The sequence below is a fragment of the Pseudomonas sp. AK-TSAG1-1 genome, assembly GCF_056821665.1.
In genome coordinates, this window is sequence record NZ_CM165965.1 from 5,084,751 (window position 1) to 5,111,137 (window position 26,387).

The window sequence follows — 26,387 nt, forward strand, 5'->3', positions numbered from 1 at the left end:
AATGGGCGGGAGTATGCAATTCCCGAGCATTTAAGTCAACTATAAGACCTAGTGCTTTAGTCGGGTTTACCCGCAAAAGAGCGCGCGCATCATAGCAAAGGCTGGCGGCGTACAGCCAGCAGTACCGCGCCATCGTTCTTCGCGAGCAGGCTCGCCCCCACAAGGGAATGCATTTCAATTGCGGGGGCGACCCGGTTTAGCTGGCCTGGCTCTGATCCTTGCCTTTCACACAGGCGAAATCTTCTTCACGCAGCTCAGGCAGATCTTTCGCACAATAGTTACTGCCCAGATCCTTCAGCGCACCGCACATCCCTTCCAGCCGCCCGTCCACCGCCTGCAGGTGATCGAGCAGCTGACCAATGGCGCGAGCCACCGGATCGGGCATGTCTTCGCTGACACCATAGGCATCGAAACCGATCTTCTCGGCCATCGCCTTGCGCTTGGCATCCTGCTCTTCATCGGACTTGACGATGATCCGGCCTGGAATACCCACCACCGTGGCACCCGGCGGCACTTCTTTGGTCACCACGGCATTCGAACCGACTTTGGCGCCAGCTCCAACAGTGAACGGCCCGAGCACCTTGGCGCCGGCACCGACCACCACACCGTCACCCAATGTCGGATGGCGCTTGCCTTTGTTCCAGCTGGTGCCGCCGAGGGTCACACCCTGATAAATGGTCACGTCATCACCAATCTCGGCGGTTTCGCCAATGACGATGCCCATGCCGTGATCAATGAAGAAGCGCCGGCCGACCTTGGCGCCCGGATGAATCTCGATCCCGGTCAACCAGCGACCGAAGTTGGACACCAGTCGCGCCAGCCATTTCAGCTCGTTACGCCACAACATGCCAGCCAATCGATGAATCCAGATCGCATGCATGCCGGGGTAGCAGGTCAGGACTTCAAAAGCGTTACGCGCCGCCGGGTCTCGATGGAATACGCTTTGGATATCTTCACGCAAACGTTCAAACATCATTCAGTCCTTCCGCTTAAGAAGCTCACCACGGGCCGCTTTCTGGGTTTCCGTGAGAATGCCACGCAAAATATTCATTTCCGCTCGGCTGACCGAGCTGCGTCCGTACAACCGGCGCAGGCGCGCCATCAGGTGCCGTGGTTTTTCCGGATCGAGAAACTCGATGGCGACCAGCGTCTGCTCCAGATGCTCATAGAAGCGCTCCAGCTCATCCATGGTCGCAAGCTCGGCGCTTTTCACCGAGGCCACTTCTTCTTTCTCGATCTTGGTCGGCTGCCCTTGAGCGGCCAGCCAGGCCATGCGCACTTCATAGCTCAACACCTGCACCGCCGCCCCGAGGTTCAGCGAGCTGAACTCAGGATCGGAGGGGATGTGCACGTGAAAGTGACATCGCTGCAGCTCGTCATTGGTCAGGCCGGAGTCTTCACGACCGAATACCAGAGCGATCTCCGCCCCCTGCCCCGCCTCCTCAACCACTTTGCTGCCGCATTCGCGAGGATCGAGCAGTGGCCAGGGAATGCGACGGTCACGGGCGCTGGTGCCCAGCACCAGATTGCAGCCAACCAGAGCGTCCTCCAGGGTGGCAACGACCTGCGCGTTTTCAAGGATGTCCCCGGCACCGGAAGCGCGCGCATCGGCTTCGTGATGCGGAAACAACCGCGGTTCGACCAGCACCAGCCGCGACAGACCCATGTTTTTCATGGCGCGCGCGGCCCCGCCGATGTTGCCGGGGTGGCTGGTATTGACCAGGACAACACGAATGTTCTGCAGCAAGGGAGGCGCTCTCGGACACAGGAAAGGGGTGCAAATCTTACAGAACAGCCTACCGTTAAGCTATGAAAGCGAACAGCGTCCTTCACCTGAAGAAAAGTTCTGATAGAATGCGCGGCTTTCTTTAACAACCTTAGGTGACACATCCATGCAGCCCATGCTGAATATCGCGCTGCGCGCCGCCCGCAGCGCCAGTGAACTGATCTTCCGCTCCATCGAGCGCCTGGATACCATCAAGGTCGACGAAAAAGACGCCAAGGATTATGTATCCGAGGTGGATCGCGCCGCCGAACAGAAAATCATCGACGCCCTGCGCAAGGCTTACCCGAATCACTCGATCCAGGGTGAAGAGACCGGCATGCACGTCGGTAACGGCATCGAAGGCGAAGAGTACCTGTGGATCATCGATCCGCTGGACGGCACCACCAACTTCCTGCGTGGCATTCCTCACTTTGCTGTCAGCATTGCCTGCAAATACCGTGGTCGCCTGGAACACGCAGTGGTTCTGGACCCGGTTCGCCAGGAAGAATTCACTGCCAGCCGTGGTCGCGGCGCCCAGCTGAACGGTCGTCGCCTGCGCGTCAGCGGCCGCACCAGCCTCGACGGCGCCCTGCTCGGCACTGGCTTCCCGTTCCGCGATGACCAGATGGACAACCTCGATAACTACCTGGGCATGTTCCGCGCCCTGGTTGGCCAGACTGCCGGCATCCGCCGCGCCGGTTCCGCCAGCCTGGACCTGGCCTACGTGGCTGCCGGCCGTTTCGACGCGTTCTGGGAGTCGGGCCTGTCCGAGTGGGACATGGCTGCAGGTGCCCTGCTGATCCAGGAAGCAGGCGGTCTGGTGAGCGACTTCACCGGCGGTCACGATTTCCTTGAAAAAGGCCACATCGTTGCCGGCAACACCAAATGCTTCAAAGCAGTACTGACGGCGATCCAGCCGCACCTGCCGGCTTCGCTGAAGCGCTAAGCTTCCCGCGAAACGCAAAAAAGCACCCTTCGGGGTGCTTTTTTTATGCCCGCGATTTCAGCCCCTCCACAAAGACCCTGTGGGAGCCGGCTTGCTCGCGAATGCGGTCTACCATCCAGAATTGATGTTGACTCACGCGCCGCCTTCGCGAGCAAGCCCGCTCCCACCGTGGATTGGGGTGAAGACTGAAATCGCAGGCACAAAAAAGCACCCCGCAGGGTGCTTCTTGTTTAAACAGTCGTTCGTTATTGACCCGGCTGATTCTGCGACAGAATCAACTTGCCTTCCTTGTCGACCGGAATCTGGTTGCCCGGATCACGATCCATCCGCACCTTGCCTTCCTTGCCATCCAGCGAATAACGCACGTCGTAACCTACAACCTTGTCACTGATGTCATTCACTGTATTGCAGCGAGTCTGAGTGGTGGTGTAGGTGTCGCGGTTCTGCATGCCTTCCTGCACCTTGTTACCGGCGTAACCGCCACCGACCGCACCAGCAACGGTAGCAATCTTCTTGCCGTTACCGCCGCCGACCATATTACCCAGCAGACCACCGCCTACCGCACCGAGCACCGTACCCACGATCTGGTGCTGGTCCTTGACCGGCGCCTGACGGGTTACAGCCACATCCTTGCACACTTCACGTGGAGTCTTGATCTGTGTTTTAACCGGTTCAACGGCCAACACTTGCGCATACTCAGGGCCGCTTTTAACCAGGCTGTAGGTGGCAACAGCACCCCCGGCAGTTACACCGACAGCACCCAATACCGCACCAACCAGCAACGACTTGTTCACATGAACCTCCTGACCATCACATGCGGGACGCGCCCGCGCTTCTCCCAGCCTTGGAGCATAAAAAAAGGCGCGAGTTCAACTCGCGCCTTTTTCGGGCTGACAACCGGGGAAACGATGGCCGTTATGGACGGTCGTCGATTTCCTTCTCGGTGTTGGCCGGAGGAATCAGGTCCTCGGTGCTCAGGTTCAGCCAGATCAGCACCACGTTAGCGATGTAGATCGACGAGTAGGTACCCGCCAGAACACCGATGAACAGCGCGATGGAGAAACCGAACAGGTTGTCGCCACCAAAGAACAGCAGCGCCGCGATCGCCAGCAAGGTGGAGATCGACGTCGCCATGGTGCGCAGCAGGGTCTGGGTGGTCGAGATGTTGATGTTCTCGATCAGCGAAGCCTTGCGCAGCACTCGGAAGTTCTCACGAACCCGGTCGAATACCACGATGGTGTCGTTCAGCGAGTAACCAATGATCGCCAGCACCGCCGCCAGCACCGTCAGGTCGAAGGTGATCTGGAAGAACGACAGGATACCGACGGTCACGATCACGTCGTGAATCAGCGAAACGATGGCGCCGACCGCAAATTTCCACTGAAAGCGGAAAGCCAGGTAGATCAGGATGCCACCGAGCGCCAGCAGCATGCCGAGGCCGCCCTGGTCGCGCAGCTCTTCACCGACCTGCGGGCCGACGAATTCGACGCGCTTGACGGTAGCCGGGTTGTCGCCGCCGACTTTCTGCAGCGCTGCTGCGACCTGATGACCCAGCTGCGGATCTTCACCCGGCATGCGCACCAGCAGGTCGGTGGTCGCACCGAAGTTCTGCACGATGGCTTCGTGATAACCGGAAGTCACCAGTTGCTCGCGCACCTTGGTAACGTCAGCCGGACGCTCGTAGGTCAGCTCGATGAGCGTACCGCCGGTGAAGTCCAGGCCCCAGTTCATGCCCTTGTGGACGACGCTGAAAATAGCCAGCAACGTGAGAAACACTGTGACGCCGAACGCGAAGTTGCGAACGCCCATGAAGTTGATTGTACGTAACATGGCAGCCCCTTAAATCCACAACTTCTTGAAGTCACGTCCGCCGAAGATCAGGTTGACCATCGCGCGGGTCACCATGATGGCCGTGAACATCGAGGTAAAGATCCCGAGGGACATGGTCACTGCGAAACCCTTCACCGGGCCGGTGCCCATGGCGAAGAGGATGCCGCCGACCAGCAGAGTGGTCAGGTTGGCGTCGAGAATCGCGGTGAATGCCCGGCCGAAGCCTTCGTTGATTGCACGCTGCACGGTCATGCCCGCGGCGATCTCTTCACGGATCCGCGAGAAGATCAGCACGTTGGCGTCGACCGCCATGCCCATGGTCAACACGATACCGGCGATACCCGGCAAGGTCAGCGTTGCACCCAGCAACGACATCAGCGCCAGCAGCAGCACCATGTTCACCGCCAGCGCGACGGTGGCGATCAGGCCGAAGAAGCGGTAGATGGCGATGATGAACAGCGAGACGAACAGCATGCCCCACAGCGATGCATCGATACCCTTGGTGATGTTGTCAGCACCCAGGCTCGGACCGATTGTGCGCTCTTCAGCGAAGTACATCGGAGCCGCCAGACCACCGGCACGCAGCAGCAGCGCCAGCTCGGACGATTCGCCCTGGCCGTTCAGGCCGGTGATGCGGAACTGCGCACCCAGCGGCGACTGAATGGTCGCCAGGCTGATGATCTTCTTCTCTTCCTTGAACGTCTGTACCGCGACGTCTTTCTCGACGCCGTCCACAACCTGCTTGACGTAGGTGGTCACCGGACGCTGTTCGATGAAGATCACCGCCATGCTGCGACCCACGTTCGAACGGGTCGCGCGGCTCATCAGCTCGCCACCGTGACCATCCAGACGGATGTTCACTTCAGGTGTACCGTGCTGCGAATCGAAACCGGCCTTGGCGTCGGTCACCTGGTCACCGGTGATGATCAGGCCACGCTCGATCTGCGCCGGTGGACGCTTGCCTTCACGGAACTCGAAAGTTTCGGAGGTGGCTTTCGAAGCACCCGGCTCTGCAGCCAGACGGAATTCAAGGTTGGCCGTCTTGCCGAGGATACGCTTGGCTTCGGCAGTGTCCTGCACGCCCGGCAGCTCAACCACGATGCGGTTGGCGCCCTGACGCTGGACGATCGGCTCGGCAACACCCAGCTCGTTGACGCGGTTACGTACCGTGGTCAAGTTCTGCTTGATGGAGTATTCACGGATTTCCGCCAGCTTGGCCGGGGTCATCGCCAGACGCAGCACCGGTTGACCGTTGAGGTCGGCCGGAACAATGTCGAAATCGTTGAAGTTCTTGCGGATCAGCGCACGGGCCTGTTCGCGGGAATCAGCATCGCTGAAGCCCAACTGAATGGCACCGCCCAGTTGCGGCAGGCTGCGATAGCGCAGCTTCTCTTTGCGCAGCAGGCTCTTGACGTCGCCTTCGTAGACTTTCAGGCGTGCATCGAGGGCTTTGTCCATGTCCACTTCGAGCAGGAAGTGCACACCACCGGACAAGTCCAGGCCCAGCTTCATCGGGTGCGCGCCCAGATTGCGCAGCCATTGCGGGGTGGTTTGTGCCAGGTTCAATGCGACGACGTAGTCATCACCCAATGCCTTGCGTACAACGTCTTTGGCCGGCAACTGGTCTTCAGCCTTGGTCAGACGGATCAGGCCGCCCTTGCCGTTGGCCGCCAGGCTCGAAGCCTTGACGTTGATTCCGGACTCACGCAGCGCCGTGCTGACGCGATCCAGATCGGCCTGATTCACCTGCAGAGCCGTGCTGGCGCCGCTGATCTGAATGGCCGGGTCATCGGGGTATAGATTCGGAGCGGAATAAATCAGACCGATCGCCAGCACCGCCAGGATCAGAATGTATTTCCACAGAGGATATTTGTTCAGCATCACGCCGCCCGTTATGACGCGGGGCGCCTTGCGCGCCCCGTCGATTGAGTAGAAGTTGTTGCCCTTAGATCGCTTTCAGCGTGCCTTTTGGCAGCGTGGCGGCGATGGCGCCCTTCTGGAACTTCATTTCCACGGTGTCGGAAACTTCCAGAACCACGAAGTCATCGGCCACTTTGGTGATCTTGCCGGCGATGCCGCCGGTGGTGACCACTTCGTCGCCCTTGGCAAGGCTGCTCAGCAGGTTCTTCTGCTCTTTGGCGCGCTTGGCCTGTGGACGCCAGATCATCAGGTAGAAGATGACCAGGAAGCCGACCAGGAAAATCCACTCGAAGCCGCCGCCCATTGGGCCGGCAGCAGCCGGTGCAGCTGCGTCAGCCATGGCGTTAGAGATAAAAAAGCTCATTTAGCACTCCAGTTGCAAATGTTGAATCTTGGGGTCAGAAAACTCAGTCCAAAGGCGGAACGGGGAGCCCGCGTTTGGCGTAGAAGGCATCGACAAAGGCGGCCAATGTACCCTGTTGAATAGCCTCGCGCAAACCAGCCATCAGCACCTGATAATGGCGCAAGTTGTGGATGGTATTGAGCATGCTTCCCAGCATTTCGCCGCACTTGTCCAGGTGATGCAGATAAGCGCGGGAGAAGTTCTGGCAGGTATAGCAATCGCAGGTCGGATCGAGCGGCGAATCATCATGGCGATGGAACGCGTTACGGATCTTCAGCACGCCTGTATCAATGAACAGATGCCCATTGCGGGCATTACGGGTTGGCATCACGCAATCGAACATGTCCACACCGCGGCGCACACCCTCAACCAGATCTTCCGGTTTGCCAACGCCCATAAGGTAACGAGGTTTGTCAGCCGGCATCATGCCTGGCAGGTAATCCAGCACCTTGATCATCTCGTGCTTGGGTTCGCCTACCGACAGACCGCCGATGGCCAGGCCGTCGAAGCCGATCTTGTCGAGGCCTTCCAGCGAGCGCATGCGCAGGTCCTGGTGCATACCGCCCTGAACGATGCCGAACAACGCCGCGGTGTTGTCACCGTGAGCATTTTTCGAACGCTGGGCCCAGCGCAGCGACAACTCCATCGACACGCGAGCGACGTCTTCGTCAGCCGGGTACGGCGTGCATTCGTCGAAGATCATCACGATGTCGGAGCCCAGATCGCGCTGCACCTGCATCGACTCTTCCGGGCCCATGAACACTTTCGAGCCGTCGACCGGAGAGGCGAAAGTCACGCCCTCCTCCTTGATCTTGCGCATCGCGCCCAGGCTGAACACCTGGAAGCCGCCGGAGTCGGTGAGGATCGGGCCTTTCCACTGCATGAAGTCGTGCAGGTCGCCGTGTTCCTTGATCACCTCGGTGCCCGGGCGCAGCCACAGGTGGAAGGTGTTGCCCAGAATGATTTCTGCGCCAGTGGCGACGATGTCACGCGGCAACATGCCCTTGACTGTGCCGTAGGTGCCGACCGGCATGAAGGCCGGGGTCTCGACGGTGCCACGCGGAAAGGTCAGACGACCACGACGGGCCTTGCCATCAGTGGCCAGGAGTTCAAAGGACATGCGACATTCGCGACTCATTCTGTTTCCTCTGGGCCTGTTTGTTCAGGGGCAGTCGGGGCGGGATTACGGGTGATGAACATCGCATCACCGTAGCTGAAAAAGCGGTACCCGTTATCGACGGCGGCTTTATAGGCGGCCATGGTTTCGGGATAACCGGCGAACGCCGAAACCAGCATCAACAGCGTGGATTCGGGCAAATGAAAGTTGGTGACCAGGGCGTCGACCACATGGAACGGCCGGCCCGGGTAGATAAAGATGTCGGTGTCGCCACTGAACGGCTTGAGCACGCCATCGCGCGCAGCACTTTCCAGCGAACGTACGCTGGTGGTGCCCACGGCAATCACCCGACCGCCACGCTCACGGCACGCGGCAACGGCGTCGACCACATCCTGGCCGACTTCCAGCCACTCGCTGTGCATGTGGTGATCTTCAATCTTGTCGACGCGCACCGGCTGGAACGTGCCGGCACCGACGTGCAGGGTCACGAACGCAGTCTCGACGCCTTTGGCGGCAATCGCCTCCATCAGCGGCTGATCGAAATGCAGCCCCGCCGTCGGCGCCGCCACCGCGCCAAGGCGCTGGGCGTACACGGTCTGATAGCGCTCGCGATCCGAGCCCTCGTCCGGGCGGTCTATATAAGGAGGCAACGGCATGTGCCCGACGCGATCGAGCAACGGCAGCACTTCTTCATCGAAGCCCAACTCGAACAGCGCATCGTGACGCGCGAGCATCTCGGCTTCGCCTCCGCCGTCGATAAGGATCTTCGACCCCGGCTTCGGCGATTTGCTGGAGCGCACATGGGCCAGCACGCGGTGCGAATCGAGCACCCGTTCAATGAGGATTTCCAGCTTGCCGCCCGAGGCTTTCTGCCCGAACAGCCGCGCCGGAATCACCCGGGTATTGTTGAACACCATCAAATCGCCCGGGCGCAAATGCTCAAGCAAATCAGTGAATTGACGGTGTGCAAGGGCGCCGCTCGGCCCATCAAGGGTCAGCAGGCGACTACCGCGACGCTCGGCCAGGGGGTGGCGGGCGATCAGCGAATCAGGAAGCTCGAAGGTAAAGTCAGCAACGCGCATGATGGGGTTCGTCTAGCAGGGCCGGAAAGTCTAGCGGAAATATCGAAAATTGACCATGAAACGTGATTGACCAACGGTAATCACCTCTCTATACTTCGCCGCCATTGAGCCCTGATGGCGGAATTGGTAGACGCGGCGGATTCAAAATCCGTTTTCGAAAGGAGTGGGAGTTCGAGTCTCCCTCGGGGCACCAAAATCAAGAAAGGTCTTGCTTAGCAAGGCCTTTTTTTTCGTCTGCCGGAAAGTGCTGCTGGCCGCCGGCGAGTTCCTACAAAGGTTCACCCATGGAAACGTCACTGGAAACAGTCGCCCTTTTCTCTCTCAAACTCGCTTACGAGGAAGAAGGCCTGAGCCCGATTCTGCGGGATGACATGGTCATGGGTGACTATCAGAAAGACGTGTTCGAATTGCTGGTGCGGCGCGGGGATGTCGAGACCATCCAGTTCAAAATGAACGAGTGCCTGAGGTTGGCGATGGACGCCTTGGGCGGCGTCGAGAAACCGTTGGGGCGGGAACTGCACAAGTTGTCAGCCGACTTCAGGCAGGCTCAGTCGCTGGAGCAGCTTGATCAGCCGCTCCTCGCGCTCAAGGGTTATTTGAAAGACATTCTGTAATCAGACGCGCAATCTGTAGAAACAGCCCTTCGGATTACTGCCGCACTTTTACCACTCGAATGTCGATGGGAAACCCACCCGGCCCTTCCAGCTTCTTCCATCCCACGTATTGGAAAATCGCCTCCCGATCGATGGTTTCGCCCCTCTCCACCAATTCTCCGCCCAGCACCGCAACTTCCTTATAGACGGCGCAACTGCCCTCATCGGGATGGGCGGTGTAGATCACATAGGGTTTGACGTATCGCACGGCGCGGAAATGTCGGCCGCAGCCCCAATCGACCGTGATCATCAAGGTCTTCAGATACGCTTCGCCATCCGTTTCCGATTCCTCGGCGAGTTCATTGAGCTTGCCAATTCCGCCGACGTCGCTGAAGCCTAGATCGAGGGCGCGCTTGTATTCCGGTGACTTCTCGTGCTCGGCCTGAGCCTTGAAGTATTGCTGTTGAAGCTCCGCGACCAGGACCTCCTCTTCCTTGTTACGGATCACGAACGCTTGAGCAATGACGTTTTCGCAACGGGCATATTCGGGAGAGGTAAGGCTTTCCTGGGCGAGGTGATCGCGATGGACGTAAACAGTGCGATTCAAGCTGTCGACGCGGTCCATCGCTTGCCTGGTCGTCATGACCCCGTTTTGAACGTTGTTCACCACTTGCTGAAAACTCTGACAATCGGAGAGGTATTCTTTCCAGGCGACCTCCGGGGTTTCATCCCAGCCGGCAAGTGCCGGGGTCATTACGGTAGAGAGGAGGAAAGCGCTGAGCAGGCGCGGGACAGAAGAAACGGCAGGCATGTGTAGTCCGTTACGCAGTTGAAGAAAGTGGCGCGAAGCTACTATTTTGATATCTTGCCGTCCACTCTCGCTGGAGGTCTGTCAACCGCCTCTGTTATCGCGCACTCGGGAATAAACCAATGGATGCTTTGTTGTGCTTGCTAGTGATGGCCGGAACCTGGTTTTGGGTGGTGAAGCAACGGGGTGAGTGGAACTTGCTGCTTGGCAACCTTGCTGGCGCCGGAAGTAGCGTGGTAACCGGCATTGTGTTCACGCTGATTTACGGCGCAGTCATTGGTACGTCGATGGCGACACCCAACCTGGATCGCAGTCTGGTGGTGTTCACCACAAGCGCGGGCGTTCTGGCGGGGGTATGGTTGTGGATTGCCAATCGCCGTCAACCCGAACATCCGATTGCACGCCAGTTGCTGGGCGCGGTGTGTGGCTTTGCCGCCGGCATGGCGACCCTGCTGGTGCTGGCTGTGAATTATTTCCCCAACACATGATCGACCGGCGTGACTGTTTTGTTATCTTGCCGCCATCGTCAGCGCTCACTTCGGGGGGACGTTGATTTCAGGTTTCGAAGTTTTAAGGAAAGGATCGAATGGAGTTTCTGAGTTTTCTGGCATTTATCGCCGCCTGGGGTTTCATGTGGCGCTGGGTGGTGAAGAACCGCGGTAGCTGGAATCTGTTTTACGGCAACATCGTTGGCGCGGCGGGTGGCTTTATCGTGGGCCTGGTGGTGCTGTCGATCTTGCTGTCGTTGTTCCCGTCGGCGCATAAAACCGAAAAGGCGCCGATCGAAGACGTGATCACACAGAGCGATGTAACCACCAGTCTGCTGCCGGAAGCCGAGTCGGATTCGACGCCTGCCGTGCTGGAAAACGCGCCGGGCTTTGCCGCGATCGAGCCGGATAACCAACCTTCTCTGCCGGATTCCGCACTGCTGCCGAACTACGCCAGCCGGGCACCGAAATCGATGTCGGAAAAAACCGTTCTGGATCAGAGCGACGCGCAGGGGCGCAAAGCCTTCACTGCGCTGCGCGACAAGCTTGGGCAAAATGCCGACAGCGATAAATCGATGCTCGCGTATGTCATGTGCAGCCCACTGGTCACCAGCACGCTGCGCTTCCCGGCGTCGGCGCGCTTCGCCGACAGCTCTGCCATTGTCACCCAGCGCTTCAAGGGTCAGGTCTACACCCTCAGCAACAAGATCACCGCACGTAACATGAACGGCGATGACGTCACTTATCGCTTCGACTGCTCGGTGCAGGAGCAACCCGCGTCTGCCGAATGGCGGCTGTTGGCGCTAAAGCTGCAGAAGGCCGATTCTTAAGCCTCGCTTAAGGGTTCAAGGCGCCGGCTGCGCTATCATCGCCAGCCTGTGCGCCTTGAGCTTTGCCGCCGAATGTCCCCGATACCTGCTGACCTGAACCCGCTGCCTCCCGTTTTGGCCGGCCCGCTGCTGCGCCGGCTGGAACCGACGCGAGTGGTGCTGTGGCTGGTCGGTACCCGCGAACTGGCGCTGACCCTGCGCTTGCAGGGTGTAGGAGACATTCCTCTCGATGCCGGGAAATGCTCGGTCATTCCTGTAGGCCGTCATGCGTTCGTCCATTTGATTGACGTTGGGCTCGACAGCGCCCTGCCCTGCGACACTCGCATCGACTACGACCTGCTGATCGACGGCCAGACGCCCATCGCCGAATGGGCGCCGCATCTGCTGTACGGCAATGCCCACTGCCCGAACCTTGTCGTGCGCTCGCGAATCGACCAATTGCTCCACGGTTCCTGCCGCAAGCCCCATCATCCGGCAGCGGATGGCTTGCTCTGCGTCGATCAGTTGCTGGCGGCAGAAGCCGATCCGCAGCAACGCCCGGCACTGCTGATGATGAGCGGCGACCAGATCTACGCCGATGACGTCGCCGGGCCGATGCTGCGAGCCATTCATAGTTTGATCGAACGCCTCGGCCTGTTCGACGAACACCTCGACGGTGCCGTGGTCAGCGACAGCGCCAGACTCTACGAACACCCGGCCAGCTACTACCACCGCGCGGATTTGTTACCGGCGCTGGAGAGCAACGAGACATTGCGCGAGCGATTTTTCGGCGGCGCGCGCAAGCCGATTTTCACCAGCAGCAGCGCCGACAATCACCTGGTGACCTTCGCCGAAGTCATGGCGATGTACTTGTTGGTGTGGTCGCCGGTTGCGTGGACGTTGATCAGTCCGACAGTGCCATCGCTGACGCCTGAACGCTTGAAGCGCTACACCCTCGAACAAACCCGCATCGATGGTTTCAAGGCCGGTTTGGGCAAGGTCGCCCGGGCGCTGGCGCACCTGCCGAGCCTGATGATTTTCGACGACCACGACATCACTGATGACTGGAATCTGTCCGCGCAATGGGAGGAAACCGCCTACGGCCATCCGTTCTCCAAACGCATCATCGGCAATGCCTTGATCGCCTACATGCTGTGCCAGGGCTGGGGCAACAATCCGGATGCGTTCAAGGATCTGCTGGAGGACACCCGACGCCTGAGCGCCAGCGGTGATGATCGCTATCTCGACAGCCCGGTGCAGGACGCGCTGATCGATGACTTGCTGCGCTTTCAAAACTGGCATTTCGTGTTGCCGAGCAGCCCCGCGCTGGTGGTGCTCGACACCCGCACTCGGCGCTGGCGCAGCGAGATGGCGCTCAAGCAACCGTCAGGGCTTCTGGATTGGGAGGCGTTGAGCGAACTGCAGCAGGAACTGCTCGATCACCCATCGGCGATCATCGTTTCACCGGCGCCGATCTTCGGCGTGAAGCTGATCGAAACCGTGCAGAAAGTTTTCAGCTGGTGCGGTTATCCGCTGCTGGTCGACGCCGAAAACTGGATGGCCCACCGTGGCGCAGCGCAGGTGATCCTGAACATCTTCCGACACACCCGCACACCCGGAAACTACGTGGTGCTGTCCGGCGATGTGCATTATTCCTTCGTCTACGAAGTGCTGATCCGACACCGCAAGGCGGGGCCACGGATCTGGCAAATCACCAGCAGCGGGATCAAGAACGAGTTTCCGAAAACCCTGCTGGAATGGTTCGACCGCCTCAACCGCTGGCTCTATTCGCCGCGCTCGCCGTTGAACTGGTTTACCAAACGCCGGCGCATGCGCATCGTGCCGTACACCCCGGAGCATGCCGAAGCCGGTGAGCGGTTGTGGAATTCAGCGGGGATCGGGCAGGTGTTTTTCAATACGCAAGGACAGCCGAGCGAGATCATTCAGCACAATTCGAACGGGGCGGTGAAGACGCGGATGCTGGCGCCGCAGTTGGCGGATTATCCGGACTGACACGACGCCTTTTTGAGTGTGTGAGCGGGCTTGCTCGCGAAAGCGTCTTGTCAGTCGACATGGTTGTTGAATGATCAATTGCATTCGCGAGCAAGCCCGCTCACACAAGGGCGTATCGGTTGCTTGTCAGTGCGCGGCCAAGGCGCGAGCCACACCTCTGACAATCATCTCCACCTCCCGCTCATCAATCGTCAGCGGCGGCAGCAGCCGTATCGTCTTGCCGCGCGTCACATTGATCAGCAACCCATGATCCCGCGCTGCAATCAACGTCAGATCGCGGATCGGTTGCTTCAACTCGATGCCGATCATCAAGCCCTGCCCACGAATTGCCAACACGTCAGGATTGTCCGCCAGCTCGGCGTGCAGGCGGGTCAGTAGGCGTTCGCCCTGCACCCGGACGTTCTCCAGCAACCCCTGTTCCTCGATGATTTCCAGCACCGTGCAGCCGACTCGGCAGGCCAGCGGATTGCCGCCGAACGTACTGCCATGACTGCCGGGGGTAAACAGATTCGCCGCCCTGCCCCGCGCCAGGCAAGCGCCAATCGGCACGCCGTTGCCGAGTCCTTTGGCCAGGGTCATGACATCCGGAACGATGCCTTCAGGCTGGAACGCGAACCACTGGCCGGTGCGGCCAATGCCGGTCTGGATTTCGTCGAGCATCAGCAGCCAGGCGTGCCGATTACACAGTTCGCGCAGGGCTTTCAGGTAGCCGGGCGGTGCCAGTTGCACGCCGCTTTCGCCCTGAATCGGCTCGACCAGAATCGCCACGATCCGCTCGCCATGCTGTTGCTGCACCTGATCCAGCGCCGCCAGATCACCGAAGGGCACCTTGACGAAATCCCCCGGAAGGTCGTTGAAACCCAGGCGCACCGCCGGGCCATCACTGGCCGACAACGTCCCCAGCGTGCGGCCATGAAACGCGTTGGCCATGACCACCACCAGCGGCTGTTCGATGCCTTTGCTCCAGCCGTACAAACGCGCCAGCTTCAATGCGGTTTCATTGGCTTCGGCACCGGAGTTGTTGAAAAAAGCACGATCCATTCCCGACAGCTGCGTGAGTTTCTGCGCCAGCTGTTGCTGCCAGTCGATGCTGTACAGATTGGAGGTATGCAGCAGCATTCCGGCCTGCTCGCTGATGGCCGCGACAATGCGCGGATGCGAATGGCCGACATTGGTCACCGCCACTCCAGCGACGGCATCCAGGTACTCGCGACCGGCCTGATCCCACAGGCGCGTACCCAGGCCTCTGGTGAAGCTCAGGGCCAACGGTTGGTAGGTGTTCATCAGGGCGGCGGTCATGACTTCAAACTCCAGTGAAGGTCGGTGTGTTTGCAGTATGGTTAGCCACCAGAACTGGATAAACTCGGCAGAACTTCAATCATTTAAAAGCAGAGCTTGATAATGGACCTGTTGCAGGCGATGAGCGTGTACGTGAAGGTGGTGGAAACCGGAAGCATGACGGCGGCCGCGCTGCAGTGCGAAATGTCCACGACCATGGTCGGCAATCACCTGCGCGCATTGGAGCAACGGCTCGGCGTACAGCTGCTGCAGCGCACCACCCGCCGGCAGCGGTTGACCGAGTTCGGTAGCGTTTACTACCAGCGTTGCCTGGACGTTTTGGGTCTGGTGGCCGACTCCGAGCGTTTGGCCGAACAAGCCCTCGACGAGCCGCGCGGCCTGCTGCGCATTACTGCGCCGCTGACCTTTGGTGTCGAACGCCTGGCACCGGCGCTCAGCGAGTTTTCCCTGCAATACCCGCAGGTGAAAATGGATGTGGTGCTGACCAACCGCCGCCCGGATCTGCTGGAAAGTGGCCTCGACGTGGCGTTTCGGTTGGGGCATTTCGAGCAGTCGAACCTGATCGCCCGGCCGCTGATCGACTACACCCTGACCGTATGCGCCTCGCCGGCCTACGTCGCCCGACGCGGCATGCCGATCACCCCGCAAGACCTGCAACAACACGATTGCCTGTCGTTCGCCTACCCCGCTGGCGACGACTGGCAATCGGTGGAAAAACGCTGGCGCCTCAGCGGCCCGGACGGTGAGATTCTGGTCGATGTCAGCGGGCCGATGCTGATGAATACCTCCGCCGGCCTGCATCAGGCGGCACGCACCGGCATGGGCATCGTGATGTTGCCGGATGCGCTGGTGGAACAGGATCTGCGCGACGGCAAACTGGTGACGGTGATCCCCGATTACCAGCCCCCGAGCCGCCCGTTGCATCTGCTGTACGCCCCGGATCGTTATCGCTTGCCCAAGCTTCGGCGCTTCGTGGAGTTTGCGATGCAGACGTGGGGCCGGTCCTGACGCTGGTCGCGATCAACTACGCTCGAATAACTGCCACCAGGGACGCTGCCAGCCAATGAACAACATCACCGTACGTAATCTGTTGCCCGTAGAAGTGGAGCCAGTGCGGCAGTTTCTTGGGCAACACGGCTGGGGCCACCGAACAGGTTCCAGCGACCACTTCGCCCAACTCATCGAAAACTCGCAACGCACTGCCGTCGCGCTGAGCGGCAAGCAGATCATCGGCTTCGCCCGAGGCATCACCGATGGTTTGTCCAACGGCTATCTGTCGATGGTTGTGGTCGACGACCAGCATCGGCGCGCAGGCGTCGGCCGCGCGCTGGTCGAGCAGGTCATGGGCGACAACCCCGACATCACCTGGGTGCTGCGCGCCGGACGCGAAGGCGCGCAGGCGTTTTTTGCCAGTTTGGGGTTTGAAACATCGGTGATTGCCATGGAACGACCAAGGCTCAAGTAACGCGCCTGGATCACCCCCCGCTTTTCACCAACACCGGCTTCTCCTGATAACGCTGCGCAAACAACTGCTTCAACTGCGCGACCTTCGGCATATCGTTGATCACGATATACGGATAGGTTGGATGCTCGGTCAGGAAGTCCTGGTGGTAGTCCTCGGCCGGGTAGAAGCCGTTGTAGCTTTCCAGTTTCGTGACGATCGGTTGGCTGTAGGCATGTGCCGCATCGAGCTGGGTGATGTAGGCCTGCGCCACGCGTTGCTGGTCGGCGTTGACCGGGAACAGTGCCGAGCGGTATTGCGTGCCGCTGTCGGGGCCTTGGCGGTTGAGTTCGGTCGGGTTGTGGGCCACCGAGAAGTAGATCTGCAGCAGGCTGCCGTAGCTGACTTGCGTCGGGTCGAAGGTCACCTGCACCGACTCGGCATGCCCGGTGCCGCCTTCGCTGACCCGCTCGTATTGCGCCGTGTTCGCTGCCCCGCCGGCGTAACCGGAGACGGCTTTCTGCACACCTTTTACGTGTTGGAAAACCCCTTGCACGCCCCAGAAGCAACCACCGGCGAACACCGCGGTTTCACTGTGCGCCTGAGAGGTTTCGTCGAGGGTCGGCGGCGGAATGACTACCGCGTCCTCAGCCCCGAAGGAAAACGCCGAACACTGACCGATCACCCCGGCCAGCGCGACACCCAGCAACCCACGCCGCCATTTGTTTTGAGTTTTCATGTTGCGCACTCCCGATCAGCCGAAGGTGAAGGCGTAGGCCGATACGCCCGGGTCAAGAAATTCGATGGTGAAGGTACGATCCTTCACCGCATCGGTTTGCCGCACCAGTTGGTACAGGCGCTGTTCAGTCACGCGGCCGCTGCCATCCGCAGCGACATCGACACCGTGGGCATCACCCGGCGCCTGTCCGTCAATCGACACTTTGAAACGCACCGGTTTGCCATCCGCGCCCGGCCCCAGCACCAGGTGCAGATCGCGGGCGTGGAAGCGGTAGACGATGCGACTGGCCGGCGCGCTTGCGGTGGCGCGCTCGGCACCGACGGCCCATTGGCCGCCGAGGCTCCAGTCATTCAGGGTCAGGTTGGCCGGTGGGTTATAGGTGGCGACCTTGTCAGGCACCAGGCTGGTTTGCGGTACGAAATGCTCCGCACGCTGGTAGCCGACATAGGTTTCCGGCGACAACACCTGATGCATGTCCGGCGCCAGCTGCACCCCTTGGGCGTCGGCGTTGATCAAGCCGTCAGCGACGCTTTTCGCCCCGGCCTCACGCAACAACTGCTGGATGACCCGTTCCGATTCGGCGTAGTCGCCTTCGCCAAAATGGTGGTAACGAATGCGCCCCTGGGCGTCGGCAAAATAGTGCGCCGGCCAGTACTCGTTGTTGAAGGCGCGCCAGATCTTGTAGTCGTTATCGATCGCCACCGGGTAGTTGATACCCAACTCTTTCATGGCTTTGGTGACGTTGCCCACGTCACGCTCGAAAGCGAATTCCGGGGCGTGCACGCCAATCACCACGAGGCCCTGATCGCGGTACTTTTCGGCCCAGGCTTTGACATATGGCAGCGTGCGCAGGCAGTTGATGCAGGAGTAGGTCCAGAAATCCACCAGCACCACTTTGCCCTGGAGTGCCTGAGCGTCCAGCGGTGGCGAGTTGAGCCATTGCACGGCGCCATTGAGCGGCGGCAACTGGCCTTCGACCGGCAGCGTTCCCGGCGCCTTGTCGGCGATTTTCATCAGCGCGCCCGTGGCCTTCATGCTGCCGTTAGCCGCGTCATCCGTTGCAGGAATCTGCGCCATCATTGTCCCGTTGCCCGCGGCAGATTTGCCAGAGAGCTTGCCGACCAGCGCTTGTTCAATCCCGCCAGTGGAAGCCGTCGACAGCCGTGCCAGCAGACCGGTATCCAGGCCCAGCGCAATCGCCGCGACACCCGCGAGCATTGCCGCGCCCAAACCACGCCGGATCCACTCCCCGGTGCCGATCGAGCGCTTCATCAGCGCAAACACCTTACCGCCCAGTAAAAGCGCCGCGGCCAGTGAAGTCGCGGCGCCCGCCGCGTAGGCGAGCAACAACAGCGTGGTGGCGATGCTTGCCCCTTGCAACGCGGCGCCGGTCAGAATCAAGCCGAGAACAGGCCCGGCGCACGGTGCCCAGAGCAGCCCCGTGGCGACGCCGATCAGAAACGACGCGCCGGGACGCGGACGGTTGTCCTGCCCGGCGGCCTCGGATAAGCGGCTGCCGGCCGACACCAGCGGCCGGGTCAGGCGCTCGGCGAGGCGCGGCAGCAGCAGCGTCAGCCCGAACAGTGCAACGAACAGCAACGCGAGCCAGCGACCGTACTGATTGACTTGCACCACCCAACCGCCGCCCACCGCCGCCAACGTGGCGACGATGGCGAAGGTCAGCGCCATCCCGGCCAATAGCGGCAAGCCACTCTTGATAAACGGCTGCCCGGTGCGAGCGAAGACAAAAGGCAGAACAGGCAGGATGCACGGACTGACGATCGTCAGCACACCGCCCAGATAAGCGAGAATCAAGAGCCACATGGTGTCGTCCTGTAGAAAGTGAAAATCGAATACGTGCCATGGCTCATGCCGCCACGGGCTTGAACGTCATCGCCAGGCCATTCATGCAATAGCGCAGGCCGGTGGGCTTCGGACCGTCGTCGAAGACATGCCCCAGATGCCCGCCGCAACGCCGACAGTGGACTTCATTGCGCGACATGCCGAAGGAACGGTCCTGACGCGTGGCCACCGCGTGTTCCAGCGGCGCCCAGAAACTCGGCCAGCCGGTGTGGCTGTCGAACTTGGTCGCCGATGAAAACAGCGCCAGCTCACAGCCCGCGCAGGCGAATGTGCCACCGCGATGCTCATCGTTGAGCGCGCTGGTGTAGGCCCGCTCGGTGCCTTCTTCACGCAGGATTGCGTATTGCTCGTCAGAAAGCAGTGCATGCCATTCGTTGTCGCTGTGGGTGACCTCAAACACCTCATCGGCATGGGCTTGATCAATCAGCGCGGTGCCAGAGGAAAATTTTGGCAATACACCCGCCACCAGGGCTGCAACCCCCAGCCCGCCGCTCGCTACGAGAATCTGTCGCCGTGAAAACATGGCCGTCTCCTAAAATTCCAGGTGCCTGTCATGGAACACAGCCTAGGCTTGGGTTGATCGCCAAATCCTCACGGGAAGTTAACGAATTCGTGATAACTCACCCCGAGGAAAAGCCGCACAATGCGCTCACTGCGCCGAAGGATTGAGCTTGATGGAACCGACCAGACGCATCCTCGTGGTCGAGGATGACCAACACATCGCCGACCTGATTTGCCTGCACCTGCGCGATGAGCATTACGACGTCGTGCACTGCGCCGACGGCGACGAAGGCATGCGCCTGTTGCAACAGGGACAATGGGATGCGCTGATCCTCGACCTCATGCTGCCGGGGGTCGACGGCCTGGAAATCTGTCGCCGCGCCCGGGCGATGGCGCGCTACACGCCGATCATCATCACCAGCGCACGCTCCAGCGAACTGCACCGCATCCTCGGGCTGGAGCTGGGTGCCGACGACTACCTGGCCAAACCGTTTTCGATGCTGGAACTGGTAGCCCGGGTCAAAGCCCTGTTGCGCCGCGTCGACGCCATGGCGCGCAACCTGAAAATGGACGCCGGCAGCCTGAGCCTCGAGGGTCTGACCATCGACCCGATCACCCGCGACGTCACCCTCAATGGCACCCGTCTGGACCTCACGCCGAGGGAGTTCGACCTGCTGTATTTCTTCGCCCGGCAGCCGGGCAAGGTGTTCTCGCGCATGGACCTGCTCAATGCGGTGTGGGGTTACAGCCATGAAGGTTACGAGCACACGGTGAACACCCACATCAATCGCCTGCGGGCGAAAATCGAAAGCGATCCGGCTCAACCGACCCGCATCCTCACCGTGTGGGGTCGTGGCTACAAATTCGGCACGGAACAACCATGAAACTGACCCTGTCGCAGCGCCTGTCGCTGGTGTTCGCCGTGTTGCTGCTGGTGTGCTGCGGCACCTCGGCATGGCTGCAGGTGCGCTCCAGCCAGATGCATGAACTGGAAGTCGTGCAAGGCCTGTCGCGGGATCTGGCACAGCACATCGCCCATGACACGGTGCTGATGGACAGCAACGGCCTGATGCCCGGTGCCGTGCGCGAGTTGTTCGGCAAGTTGATGCTGGTCAACCCGAGCGTCGAGGTGTATCTGCTCGACACCGAAGGGCGGATTGTCGGCAATGCCGCCCCCGAAGGCCGGTTGCGGCGCGAGAAGGTAGACCTCGCTCCGGTTCAGCGCCTGCTCGCCGATCAGCCGTTGCCGATCCTCGGTGATGACCCACGCAGCATCGACGGCCGCAAGGTATTCAGCGCCGCGCCATTGAAGGTCAATGGCAAACCGGCCGGCTATCTGTACGTGGTGCTGCTCAGTGAAGAACACGATCGTTTCGCCGAACGCGGTGCGACCAGTGCCGCGCTCAACACGGCATTGTTGTCGATCGGTCTGGTCGCGCTGCTGTGCCTGATCGCCGGCCTCACGGCATTCAACCTGATCACCCGGCCATTACGCCGACTGACCGACACCGTCAGCCGTTTCGACATCGACGGCGCGCCGCAATCTGCGCCTGTTGCACCAACGGCTGTGGATAAAAGCGCTGACCCGGATGAAATTGCCGTGCTCGACGCCGCCTTCCGGCAGATGCAAAACCGCCTCGGTGAACAGTGGCGCTCGCTGACCCGCCAGGATCAGGAACGCCGCGAACTGGTGGCGAACATCTCCCATGACCTGCGCACGCCACTGGCCTCGCTGCACGGATACCTGGAAACCCTGTCGCTCAAGGACGCCACGCTCACACCCGAAGAACGCCGCCGCTATCTGGGCATCGCACTGGATCAAAGCCGCAAGGTCGGCGGGTTGGCGCAATCGCTGCTGGAGCTGGTACGCCTTGAACACGGTTTTGTGCAGCCGGTGCTGGAGCGTTTCTCCCTGATCGATCTGCTACAGGACATCTTCCAGAAATTCGAACTGGCCGCCGAAGCCCGCCACGTTGAACTCAAGGCTGGCTTCGTGCCGAATCTGCCGACGGTCTGCGCCGACCTCGGCCTGATCGAACGGGTGCTGACTAATCTGGTGGACAACGCCCTGCGCCATACGCCCCAGGGCGGCGAAATCGAACTTGATTTGAAACCCCATGGCGCATTGGTTGAGGTCACGGTCAGTGACACCGGCCCCGGCATCGCACCCGAGTTACGCGAAGGTCTGTTCCTGCGTCCGTTCAATATCGGCGGAGCGCGGCGCGATGGTGGCCTGGGGCTGCGCATCGTGCACCGCATCCTGCAACTGCACGGACGCGAGATTCAGTTGCTGGATGTTCCGGGGCGCGGCGCGACTTTTCGCTTCTCGCTGCCGACCGATCCGCAAACCGCCGAACAGTGGATGATGCGCTCGATGAATTCGGACACGCCGGGCAAATAATCCGCACCGCCGGCCTGTTGCTCCGTGACAACACCGCCGCGCTCCCCTAAATTAACCGGCCTGAAAAAGACCTCGCGCTTTCTCATCTCCACTCAAGTTAAAAAGTAGTGAAATTTCAATGTCCGATTTCAACACCGCTGAATCCGTAGTCACCGAATCGTCCAAAGCGGAATACGAAAACTCCATCAATCTTTCACAACACCTTCCACAAGCCAAAATCATCAGCGAGATGGTGCTGGACGCCTTCCAGTCGACCCGCGAAAGCGACCAGATCCGTGAGCTGCGCGCCGCGATCCGTCAAGCGCACGACCGCTTCGATGACGACAAGGCCTACGAGCTGATGGGCGAACTCAAGGCTCTGAAAGACGCCGAAGCTGCCGACATCGCCGCGCTGGAAGACCTGAGCAGCAAGTTCTCGATCGGCCGCATCCTGTCCAGCTTCAAGGACGATCCGGCGTTCCAGGAAATCGTCTACGGCCTGGCCCTCAAAGTGCTGAACCAGACCCACCAGGCGATCAGCAACCCGAGCGGCGGCAAGAGCAAAGCGGCCCGCGCCAAGAAAGAAGTCGAAATCTTCACCATCAGCAAGGACGGCAGCAGCGTGACCCTGCCCCTGCGCACTCCTCGTTCGCGTTTGAGCGTTGACCGTGAAGCGCTGGAGTTCCTCGGTTTCACCTTCGTCGGTGAGGGCGAAGAAGCCGAGCTGGAAAGCGATACCTTCGTCGACAACGCCGGCACCGAGCAGGCTGTAAATCGCAAGAACATCATCACCGCCCTGCAACAGCAGACCGCGTTCGATGGCTACAGCATCGCCGCGCAGTAAGCCCCGCGCAGACGAAAAAGCCCCGCTCTGAGATTCAGGCGGGGCTTTTTGTTGGGCAACGCAGGGGGTCAGGCCTCCGCGTGCACTGCGGCGATCATGTCGACCTCAATTGCCGCGTTCTTCGGCAGCTGATACACGCCAACCGTGGTGCGAGTATGCCGGCCGGCATCGCCAAGCACATGACTGAAGACGTCCGATGCGCCGTTGGCCACTTCACTCAGGTCGACAAAGTCCGGGGTGGACTTCACATACACCGTGACCCGCAATAACGCCCGGATCTTGTCCAGCGAACCCACCGCATCGACGATCAGCGCCAGGCAGCGCATGGCGCTGATGCTCGCAGCGGCCTGGGCATCCTTGAGCGTCAGTTCCAGCCCTACACGACCCGGATACACAATCCTGCCATTGACCCTCGGCACCATGCCGCTGACGTACAACTCATCGCGATGGCGGATCAGCGGCGCGTAATTGCCGCCGGCGGTGTTCTCGCCATAGATGTCGTAGTTCAGCTCTTGTGCCAGGGCAATGAAGCGTTCATCACAGGTCATCCTCTCAGTCATTTCGCCCAGCCTTTTGATCGATGCATGAAGTATCGCGGAGTAGAACAGTTGAGCGCCGGGGGAATGGCATGGCGCTATCACTGAAGGTTGGATCCAAATCTAGGTCTTTTAGCTCTCTGCTGCAACCTGAAGCAGATTCCGCTCTACGCTGAACTGCCATCTCACGAACCCCTAGCATCAACTCTTTAAACAGATCGCGCTTCTTCATTTATCCCCAGCTCCAAAAAATGGGCACAAACACTGGCCTACAATTGTGAGCCAAGTAGATCGTATCTGCGGAAACTGTTGCCGAAACTAGGAATTCTCCCAAACATCAGTCAGTACTTTCCTGTTTGGCAATGGCGACGGCCTATTCTGAACAATGGAGAGGGAAGTGATGGAACTGTTCAGCTACAAGATGACCCATGACACAGGCTTTGCGCCCAATCCTTTCGGCCAAACGCTCACACTGGCAACCTGCAAACCAAAAATTCGTCGATACCGATTCCCAGGTCAATGGATAGCTGGATTTACTTCAAGAGCGCTGACGGGAGATCCGGCAGGCAGCGAGCGCCTGGTGTATCTAATGCGGATTGGAGAGAAACTTCCTTTGAGTGACTACTTCACCGATCCGCGCTTTCAAGACAAGATTCCAGTTACCCATCGCAATGATCCTATCAGCCAAGTCGGAGACAATATCTATCGCCCCTTAGTACCAGGAGCTATTGAGCCCTCCCACTTTGAACAACTCAAAAACCCATACCACTGGGATTCTTGCGGGCAAAGCGACTCTCATCTCATGCAAGATGTTGGCGGTCAGTACGTTTTGATCGCGGATACGTTTTACTACTTCGGTTCATGCGCACTGACTATTCCCGCCGAATACCGACCTCGGTTACCTAATGGCCAGGCACCGTATGGATACCGCTCACCTGTTGAACTGGCTGAACGCTTCGTCCGTTTCGTTCAAGAACGCTACACACCTGGCAGACACTGCAACCCATCAGACTGGCAAGAAGAAATGCGACCCACTGGAAACAAATCCTGTAGTTCAAAGTGCTGAACTCGATCTGATTAATACGAATTGGGCAGAACAAAAAACCCCGCACATCTCTCAATGTGCGGGGTTTTTCTTGTAGCCATCAAGCCTTACGGCGCGTACGTCAGCAGCAGCTCGGCCGGCACCTTGAAGTCCAGGGACATCATGACGCTCAGTGCGGTGATGGTGAAGATCGAGAACACGAACAGCTTGCGTGCCCAGACCGTGTCATCCACCGCCTTGTAGCCGGTCCAGGCCATGTACAACCAGTACATGCCCATGGCCGCGGCAACGGCGAGGTAGCTCATGCCGGCGTAACCGCTGAAAGTCAGCATCAAGGTCGCCACGAGGAACGCCAGGATGTAGAGCAGGATGTGCTTCTTGGCCACTTTGATTCCGCGCTTGACTGGCAGCACCGGAATCGATGCGGCCAGGTAGTCGTTGAAGCGGAAGATCGCGATGGCATAGGAATGCGGCATCTGCCACAGGCTGAACATCACCAGCAGGGTCAGTGCGGCCATGTCGAAGCTGTTGGTTACGGCAACGTAACCGATCACTGGCGGCATGGCGCCCGACAGACTGCCCACCAGCGTGCCGTGAACCGACTTGCGCTTGAGGTACAGGCTGTAGAAGCCGACGTAGATGATGAAGCCGATTACCGCGAACAGGGCGGCCAACGGGTTGGCCACCTTGTACAACAGTGCAACGCCGAGAACACCAAGGATGGTCGCGTAGACCAGGGCCAGTTTCAGGGAGATCAAGCCCTGCACCAGCACCCGGTTCTTGGTGCGTTCCATCTTCAGGTCGATGTCGCGGTCGATGCAGTTGTTGAACACGCAACCGGAGGCCACGACCAGGGAAGTGCCGATCATGGCGGCCAGGAACACCGCCAGATCTACATGCCCTTTCGAGGCCAGGAAGAACCCGCCTGCCACAGAAAGCACGTTACCGAAAATGATCCCCGGTTTGGTGATTTGGATAAAGTGCTTGAGCGACATCGGGTCTACCTCACTTCGCCATCATGTACGTGTGGATGCTGAACATGATCCACAGCGACAGGCCAACCAGCAGCAGGATCACGATGGCCGTAAAGACAAACGCGATCACGTTGTTACGCTGCGCCACGGAGCGGTCCAGGTGCAGGAAGTAGTACAGGTGAACGATCACCTGGATTACCGCGAACAGCAGGACGATTGCCAGCGTGGTCGACTTCGGCAAGGTCGGGAACATCACCAGGCCGAACGGGATGACGGTCAGGATCACCGACAGGATGAAGCCAATGGCGTACGACTTTACGCTGCCGTGGCCAGCATCATGGCTGTCATGGGAGTGTGCATTAGCCATTACAGAGTCCCCATCAGGTAAACAACGGTGAATACGCAGATCCACACCACGTCCAGGAAGTGCCAGAACAGGCTCAGGCAGCTCAGACGGGTCTTGTTGGTCGCCGTCAGGCCGTGCTTGTTGACCTGGTACATCATGATGCCCATCCAGATCAGACCTGCGGACACGTGCAGACCGTGGGTACCGACCAGGGTGAAGAACGCCGACAGGAAGCCCGAACGGCTAGGACCGAAGCCCTCGGAGATCAGCAGGTGGAACTCGTTGATCTCCATAGCGATGAAGCCTGCGCCGAGCAGGAAGGTCATGAACAACCAGCCCAGGACCTGCTGCTTTTTACCTTTGTACAACGCCAGCATGGCGAAGCCGTAGGTGATCGAGCTGAACAACAGCAGAGCGGTTTCGCCCAGCACGTATGGCAGTTCGAAGATGTCGTGGCCCGATGGGCCACCGGCAACGTTGTTTACCAGTACTGCGTACACCGCGAAGATCGACGCAAACAGAATGCAGTCGGTCATCAGGTAGAGCCAGAAACCGTATACGGTCATCTCGCCCGAGTCGTGGTGATGGTCATCGTGCCCATGGTCACCATGGGCGTGTCCAACATTGGTCACTAAGTTCGACATG

The 26,387-nt window shown here is 59.8% G+C and carries 28 protein-coding genes and 1 tRNA gene; 12 read left to right on the forward strand and 17 right to left on the reverse strand.

What is annotated here, in order from left to right; genetic code table 11:
• Positions 1 to 196 precede the first annotated feature (196 nt).
• Together cysE and trmJ are read right to left on the reverse strand one after the other, a co-directional pair.
• On the reverse strand, positions 197 to 973 hold the full coding sequence (gene cysE / locus AC1UK9_RS22895) for a serine O-acetyltransferase (protein WP_025109222.1): 777 nt from the start codon (positions 971 to 973) through the stop codon (positions 197 to 199).
• Between the two features lie 3 nt (positions 974 to 976).
• A complete protein-coding gene (gene trmJ / locus AC1UK9_RS22900; protein WP_025109223.1) occupies positions 977 to 1,747 on the reverse strand; it encodes a tRNA (cytosine(32)/uridine(32)-2'-O)-methyltransferase TrmJ in 771 nt (256 codons plus the stop codon).
• A 145-nt stretch (positions 1,748 to 1,892) separates the two neighbouring features.
• Between trmJ and suhB the strand changes: the two genes are divergently transcribed.
• Entirely contained in the window at positions 1,893 to 2,711 is an 819-nt protein-coding gene (suhB, locus tag AC1UK9_RS22905; RefSeq protein WP_003227916.1) for a type III secretion system regulator SuhB, read from the forward strand.
• 245 nt (positions 2,712 to 2,956) lie between these two features.
• On the opposite strand, the gene AC1UK9_RS22910 is transcribed toward suhB, so the two are convergent.
• The 6 genes from AC1UK9_RS22910 to queA form a co-directional block, all read right to left on the reverse strand.
• Entirely contained in the window at positions 2,957 to 3,505 is a 549-nt protein-coding gene (locus tag AC1UK9_RS22910) for a glycine zipper 2TM domain-containing protein (protein ID WP_025109224.1), read from the reverse strand.
• 121 nt (positions 3,506 to 3,626) lie between these two features.
• Positions 3,627 to 4,541, reverse strand: coding sequence for a protein translocase subunit SecF (gene secF / locus AC1UK9_RS22915; protein WP_025109225.1), 915 nt, complete (start codon positions 4,539 to 4,541; stop codon positions 3,627 to 3,629).
• 9 nt (positions 4,542 to 4,550) lie between these two features.
• Entirely contained in the window at positions 4,551 to 6,422 is a 1,872-nt protein-coding gene (gene secD, locus AC1UK9_RS22920) for a protein translocase subunit SecD (RefSeq protein ID WP_482578557.1), read from the reverse strand.
• Between the two features lie 64 nt (positions 6,423 to 6,486).
• Positions 6,487 to 6,825, reverse strand: a complete 339-nt coding sequence (gene yajC, locus AC1UK9_RS22925) for a preprotein translocase subunit YajC (RefSeq protein WP_003227923.1) — start codon at positions 6,823 to 6,825, stop codon at positions 6,487 to 6,489.
• Between the two features lie 43 nt (positions 6,826 to 6,868).
• Positions 6,869 to 7,984, reverse strand: a complete 1,116-nt coding sequence (gene tgt, locus AC1UK9_RS22930) for a tRNA guanosine(34) transglycosylase Tgt (protein ID WP_161794909.1) — start codon at positions 7,982 to 7,984, stop codon at positions 6,869 to 6,871.
• A gap of 14 nt (positions 7,985 to 7,998) precedes the next feature.
• Complete coding sequence (queA, locus tag AC1UK9_RS22935) at positions 7,999 to 9,063, reverse strand: tRNA preQ1(34) S-adenosylmethionine ribosyltransferase-isomerase QueA (protein WP_482578558.1); 1,065 nt, start codon at positions 9,061 to 9,063, stop codon at positions 7,999 to 8,001.
• A 108-nt stretch (positions 9,064 to 9,171) separates the two neighbouring features.
• Between queA and AC1UK9_RS22940 the strand changes: the two genes are divergently transcribed.
• Positions 9,172 to 9,256, forward strand: a tRNA-Leu gene (locus AC1UK9_RS22940).
• Between the two features lie 91 nt (positions 9,257 to 9,347).
• Positions 9,348 to 9,677 (forward strand): hypothetical protein, encoded by a 330-nt coding sequence (locus AC1UK9_RS22945; protein WP_482578559.1) that lies wholly within the window; start codon positions 9,348 to 9,350, stop codon positions 9,675 to 9,677.
• Positions 9,678 to 9,711: 34 nt separating this feature from the next.
• Here AC1UK9_RS22945 and AC1UK9_RS22950 read toward each other — a convergent pair whose 3' ends face one another.
• Entirely contained in the window at positions 9,712 to 10,467 is a 756-nt protein-coding gene (locus AC1UK9_RS22950; protein WP_482578560.1) for a hypothetical protein, read from the reverse strand.
• Positions 10,468 to 10,586: 119 nt separating this feature from the next.
• On the opposite strand from AC1UK9_RS22950, the gene AC1UK9_RS22955 reads away from it, so the two are divergent.
• From AC1UK9_RS22955 to AC1UK9_RS22965, 3 genes are all read left to right on the forward strand, one after another.
• The gene (locus tag AC1UK9_RS22955) at positions 10,587 to 10,952 is read left to right on the forward strand and encodes a hypothetical protein (RefSeq protein WP_482578561.1); all 366 of its coding nucleotides are present in this window, start codon (positions 10,587 to 10,589) and stop codon (positions 10,950 to 10,952) included.
• Between the two features lie 98 nt (positions 10,953 to 11,050).
• Entirely contained in the window at positions 11,051 to 11,782 is a 732-nt protein-coding gene (locus AC1UK9_RS22960) for a hypothetical protein (RefSeq protein WP_482578562.1), read from the forward strand.
• A 72-nt stretch (positions 11,783 to 11,854) separates the two neighbouring features.
• Positions 11,855 to 13,774: an alkaline phosphatase D family protein gene (locus tag AC1UK9_RS22965; protein ID WP_482578563.1), complete on the forward strand. Its 1,920-nt coding sequence runs from the start codon at positions 11,855 to 11,857 to the stop codon at positions 13,772 to 13,774.
• Positions 13,775 to 13,900: 126 nt separating this feature from the next.
• On the opposite strand, the gene AC1UK9_RS22970 is transcribed toward AC1UK9_RS22965, so the two are convergent.
• Entirely contained in the window at positions 13,901 to 15,073 is a 1,173-nt protein-coding gene (locus AC1UK9_RS22970) for an acetylornithine/succinylornithine family transaminase (RefSeq protein ID WP_482578564.1), read from the reverse strand.
• A gap of 102 nt (positions 15,074 to 15,175) precedes the next feature.
• Here AC1UK9_RS22970 and AC1UK9_RS22975 point away from each other — a divergent pair, with 102 nt between their 5' ends.
• Entirely contained in the window at positions 15,176 to 16,081 is a 906-nt protein-coding gene (locus AC1UK9_RS22975; RefSeq protein ID WP_473013524.1) for a LysR family transcriptional regulator, read from the forward strand.
• A 55-nt stretch (positions 16,082 to 16,136) separates the two neighbouring features.
• Positions 16,137 to 16,538 (forward strand): GNAT family N-acetyltransferase, encoded by a 402-nt coding sequence (locus AC1UK9_RS22980; protein ID WP_482578565.1) that lies wholly within the window; start codon positions 16,137 to 16,139, stop codon positions 16,536 to 16,538.
• Positions 16,539 to 16,548: 10 nt separating this feature from the next.
• Here the strand turns inward: AC1UK9_RS22980 and msrA are convergent, their stop codons facing one another.
• Genes msrA through msrB form a run of 3 tightly spaced genes read right to left on the reverse strand, consistent with a single transcriptional unit; the run spans position 16,549 to position 19,639 of the window.
• Positions 16,549 to 17,253, reverse strand: coding sequence for a peptide-methionine (S)-S-oxide reductase MsrA (gene msrA, locus AC1UK9_RS22985; protein ID WP_482578566.1), 705 nt, complete (start codon positions 17,251 to 17,253; stop codon positions 16,549 to 16,551).
• Positions 17,254 to 17,268: 15 nt separating this feature from the next.
• The gene (locus AC1UK9_RS22990) at positions 17,269 to 19,077 is read right to left on the reverse strand and encodes a cytochrome c biogenesis protein DipZ (RefSeq protein ID WP_482578567.1); all 1,809 of its coding nucleotides are present in this window, start codon (positions 19,075 to 19,077) and stop codon (positions 17,269 to 17,271) included.
• 43 nt (positions 19,078 to 19,120) lie between these two features.
• The gene (gene msrB / locus AC1UK9_RS22995; protein WP_025109254.1) at positions 19,121 to 19,639 is read right to left on the reverse strand and encodes a peptide-methionine (R)-S-oxide reductase MsrB; all 519 of its coding nucleotides are present in this window, start codon (positions 19,637 to 19,639) and stop codon (positions 19,121 to 19,123) included.
• 151 nt (positions 19,640 to 19,790) lie between these two features.
• Between msrB and AC1UK9_RS23000 the strand changes: the two genes are divergently transcribed.
• The 3 genes from AC1UK9_RS23000 to AC1UK9_RS23010 all read left to right on the forward strand — a co-directional run bounded on the left by AC1UK9_RS23000 (position 19,791) and on the right by AC1UK9_RS23010 (position 22,841).
• Positions 19,791 to 20,501 (forward strand): response regulator transcription factor, encoded by a 711-nt coding sequence (locus AC1UK9_RS23000; RefSeq protein WP_025109255.1) that lies wholly within the window; start codon positions 19,791 to 19,793, stop codon positions 20,499 to 20,501.
• Positions 20,498 to 22,018, forward strand: coding sequence for a sensor histidine kinase (locus AC1UK9_RS23005; RefSeq protein WP_482578568.1), 1,521 nt, complete (start codon positions 20,498 to 20,500; stop codon positions 22,016 to 22,018). The genes AC1UK9_RS23000 and AC1UK9_RS23005 overlap by 4 nt, the downstream gene beginning before the upstream one ends.
• Positions 22,019 to 22,136: 118 nt before the next feature.
• Complete coding sequence (locus tag AC1UK9_RS23010) at positions 22,137 to 22,841, forward strand: hypothetical protein (protein ID WP_473013531.1); 705 nt, start codon at positions 22,137 to 22,139, stop codon at positions 22,839 to 22,841.
• 68 nt (positions 22,842 to 22,909) lie between these two features.
• Here the strand turns inward: AC1UK9_RS23010 and AC1UK9_RS23015 are convergent, their stop codons facing one another.
• On the reverse strand, positions 22,910 to 23,401 hold the full coding sequence (locus tag AC1UK9_RS23015) for a RidA family protein (protein ID WP_025109258.1): 492 nt from the start codon (positions 23,399 to 23,401) through the stop codon (positions 22,910 to 22,912).
• A gap of 376 nt (positions 23,402 to 23,777) precedes the next feature.
• Between AC1UK9_RS23015 and AC1UK9_RS23020 the strand changes: the two genes are divergently transcribed.
• Positions 23,778 to 24,443 (forward strand): Nmad2 family putative nucleotide modification protein, encoded by a 666-nt coding sequence (locus AC1UK9_RS23020; RefSeq protein WP_482578569.1) that lies wholly within the window; start codon positions 23,778 to 23,780, stop codon positions 24,441 to 24,443.
• A gap of 86 nt (positions 24,444 to 24,529) precedes the next feature.
• Here AC1UK9_RS23020 and cyoE read toward each other — a convergent pair whose 3' ends face one another.
• The 3 genes from cyoE to cyoC are packed head-to-tail and all read right to left on the reverse strand — an operon-like array spanning position 24,530 to position 26,386.
• Positions 24,530 to 25,417, reverse strand: a complete 888-nt coding sequence (gene cyoE, locus AC1UK9_RS23025) for a heme o synthase (RefSeq protein WP_025109260.1) — start codon at positions 25,415 to 25,417, stop codon at positions 24,530 to 24,532.
• 10 nt (positions 25,418 to 25,427) lie between these two features.
• Positions 25,428 to 25,763, reverse strand: coding sequence for a cytochrome o ubiquinol oxidase subunit IV (gene cyoD / locus AC1UK9_RS23030; RefSeq protein ID WP_025109261.1), 336 nt, complete (start codon positions 25,761 to 25,763; stop codon positions 25,428 to 25,430).
• A complete protein-coding gene (gene cyoC / locus AC1UK9_RS23035; RefSeq protein ID WP_003227982.1) occupies positions 25,763 to 26,386 on the reverse strand; it encodes a cytochrome o ubiquinol oxidase subunit III in 624 nt (207 codons plus the stop codon). Before cyoC ends, cyoD begins: the two co-directional genes overlap by 1 nt.
• Position 26,387: the final 1 nt, after the last annotated feature.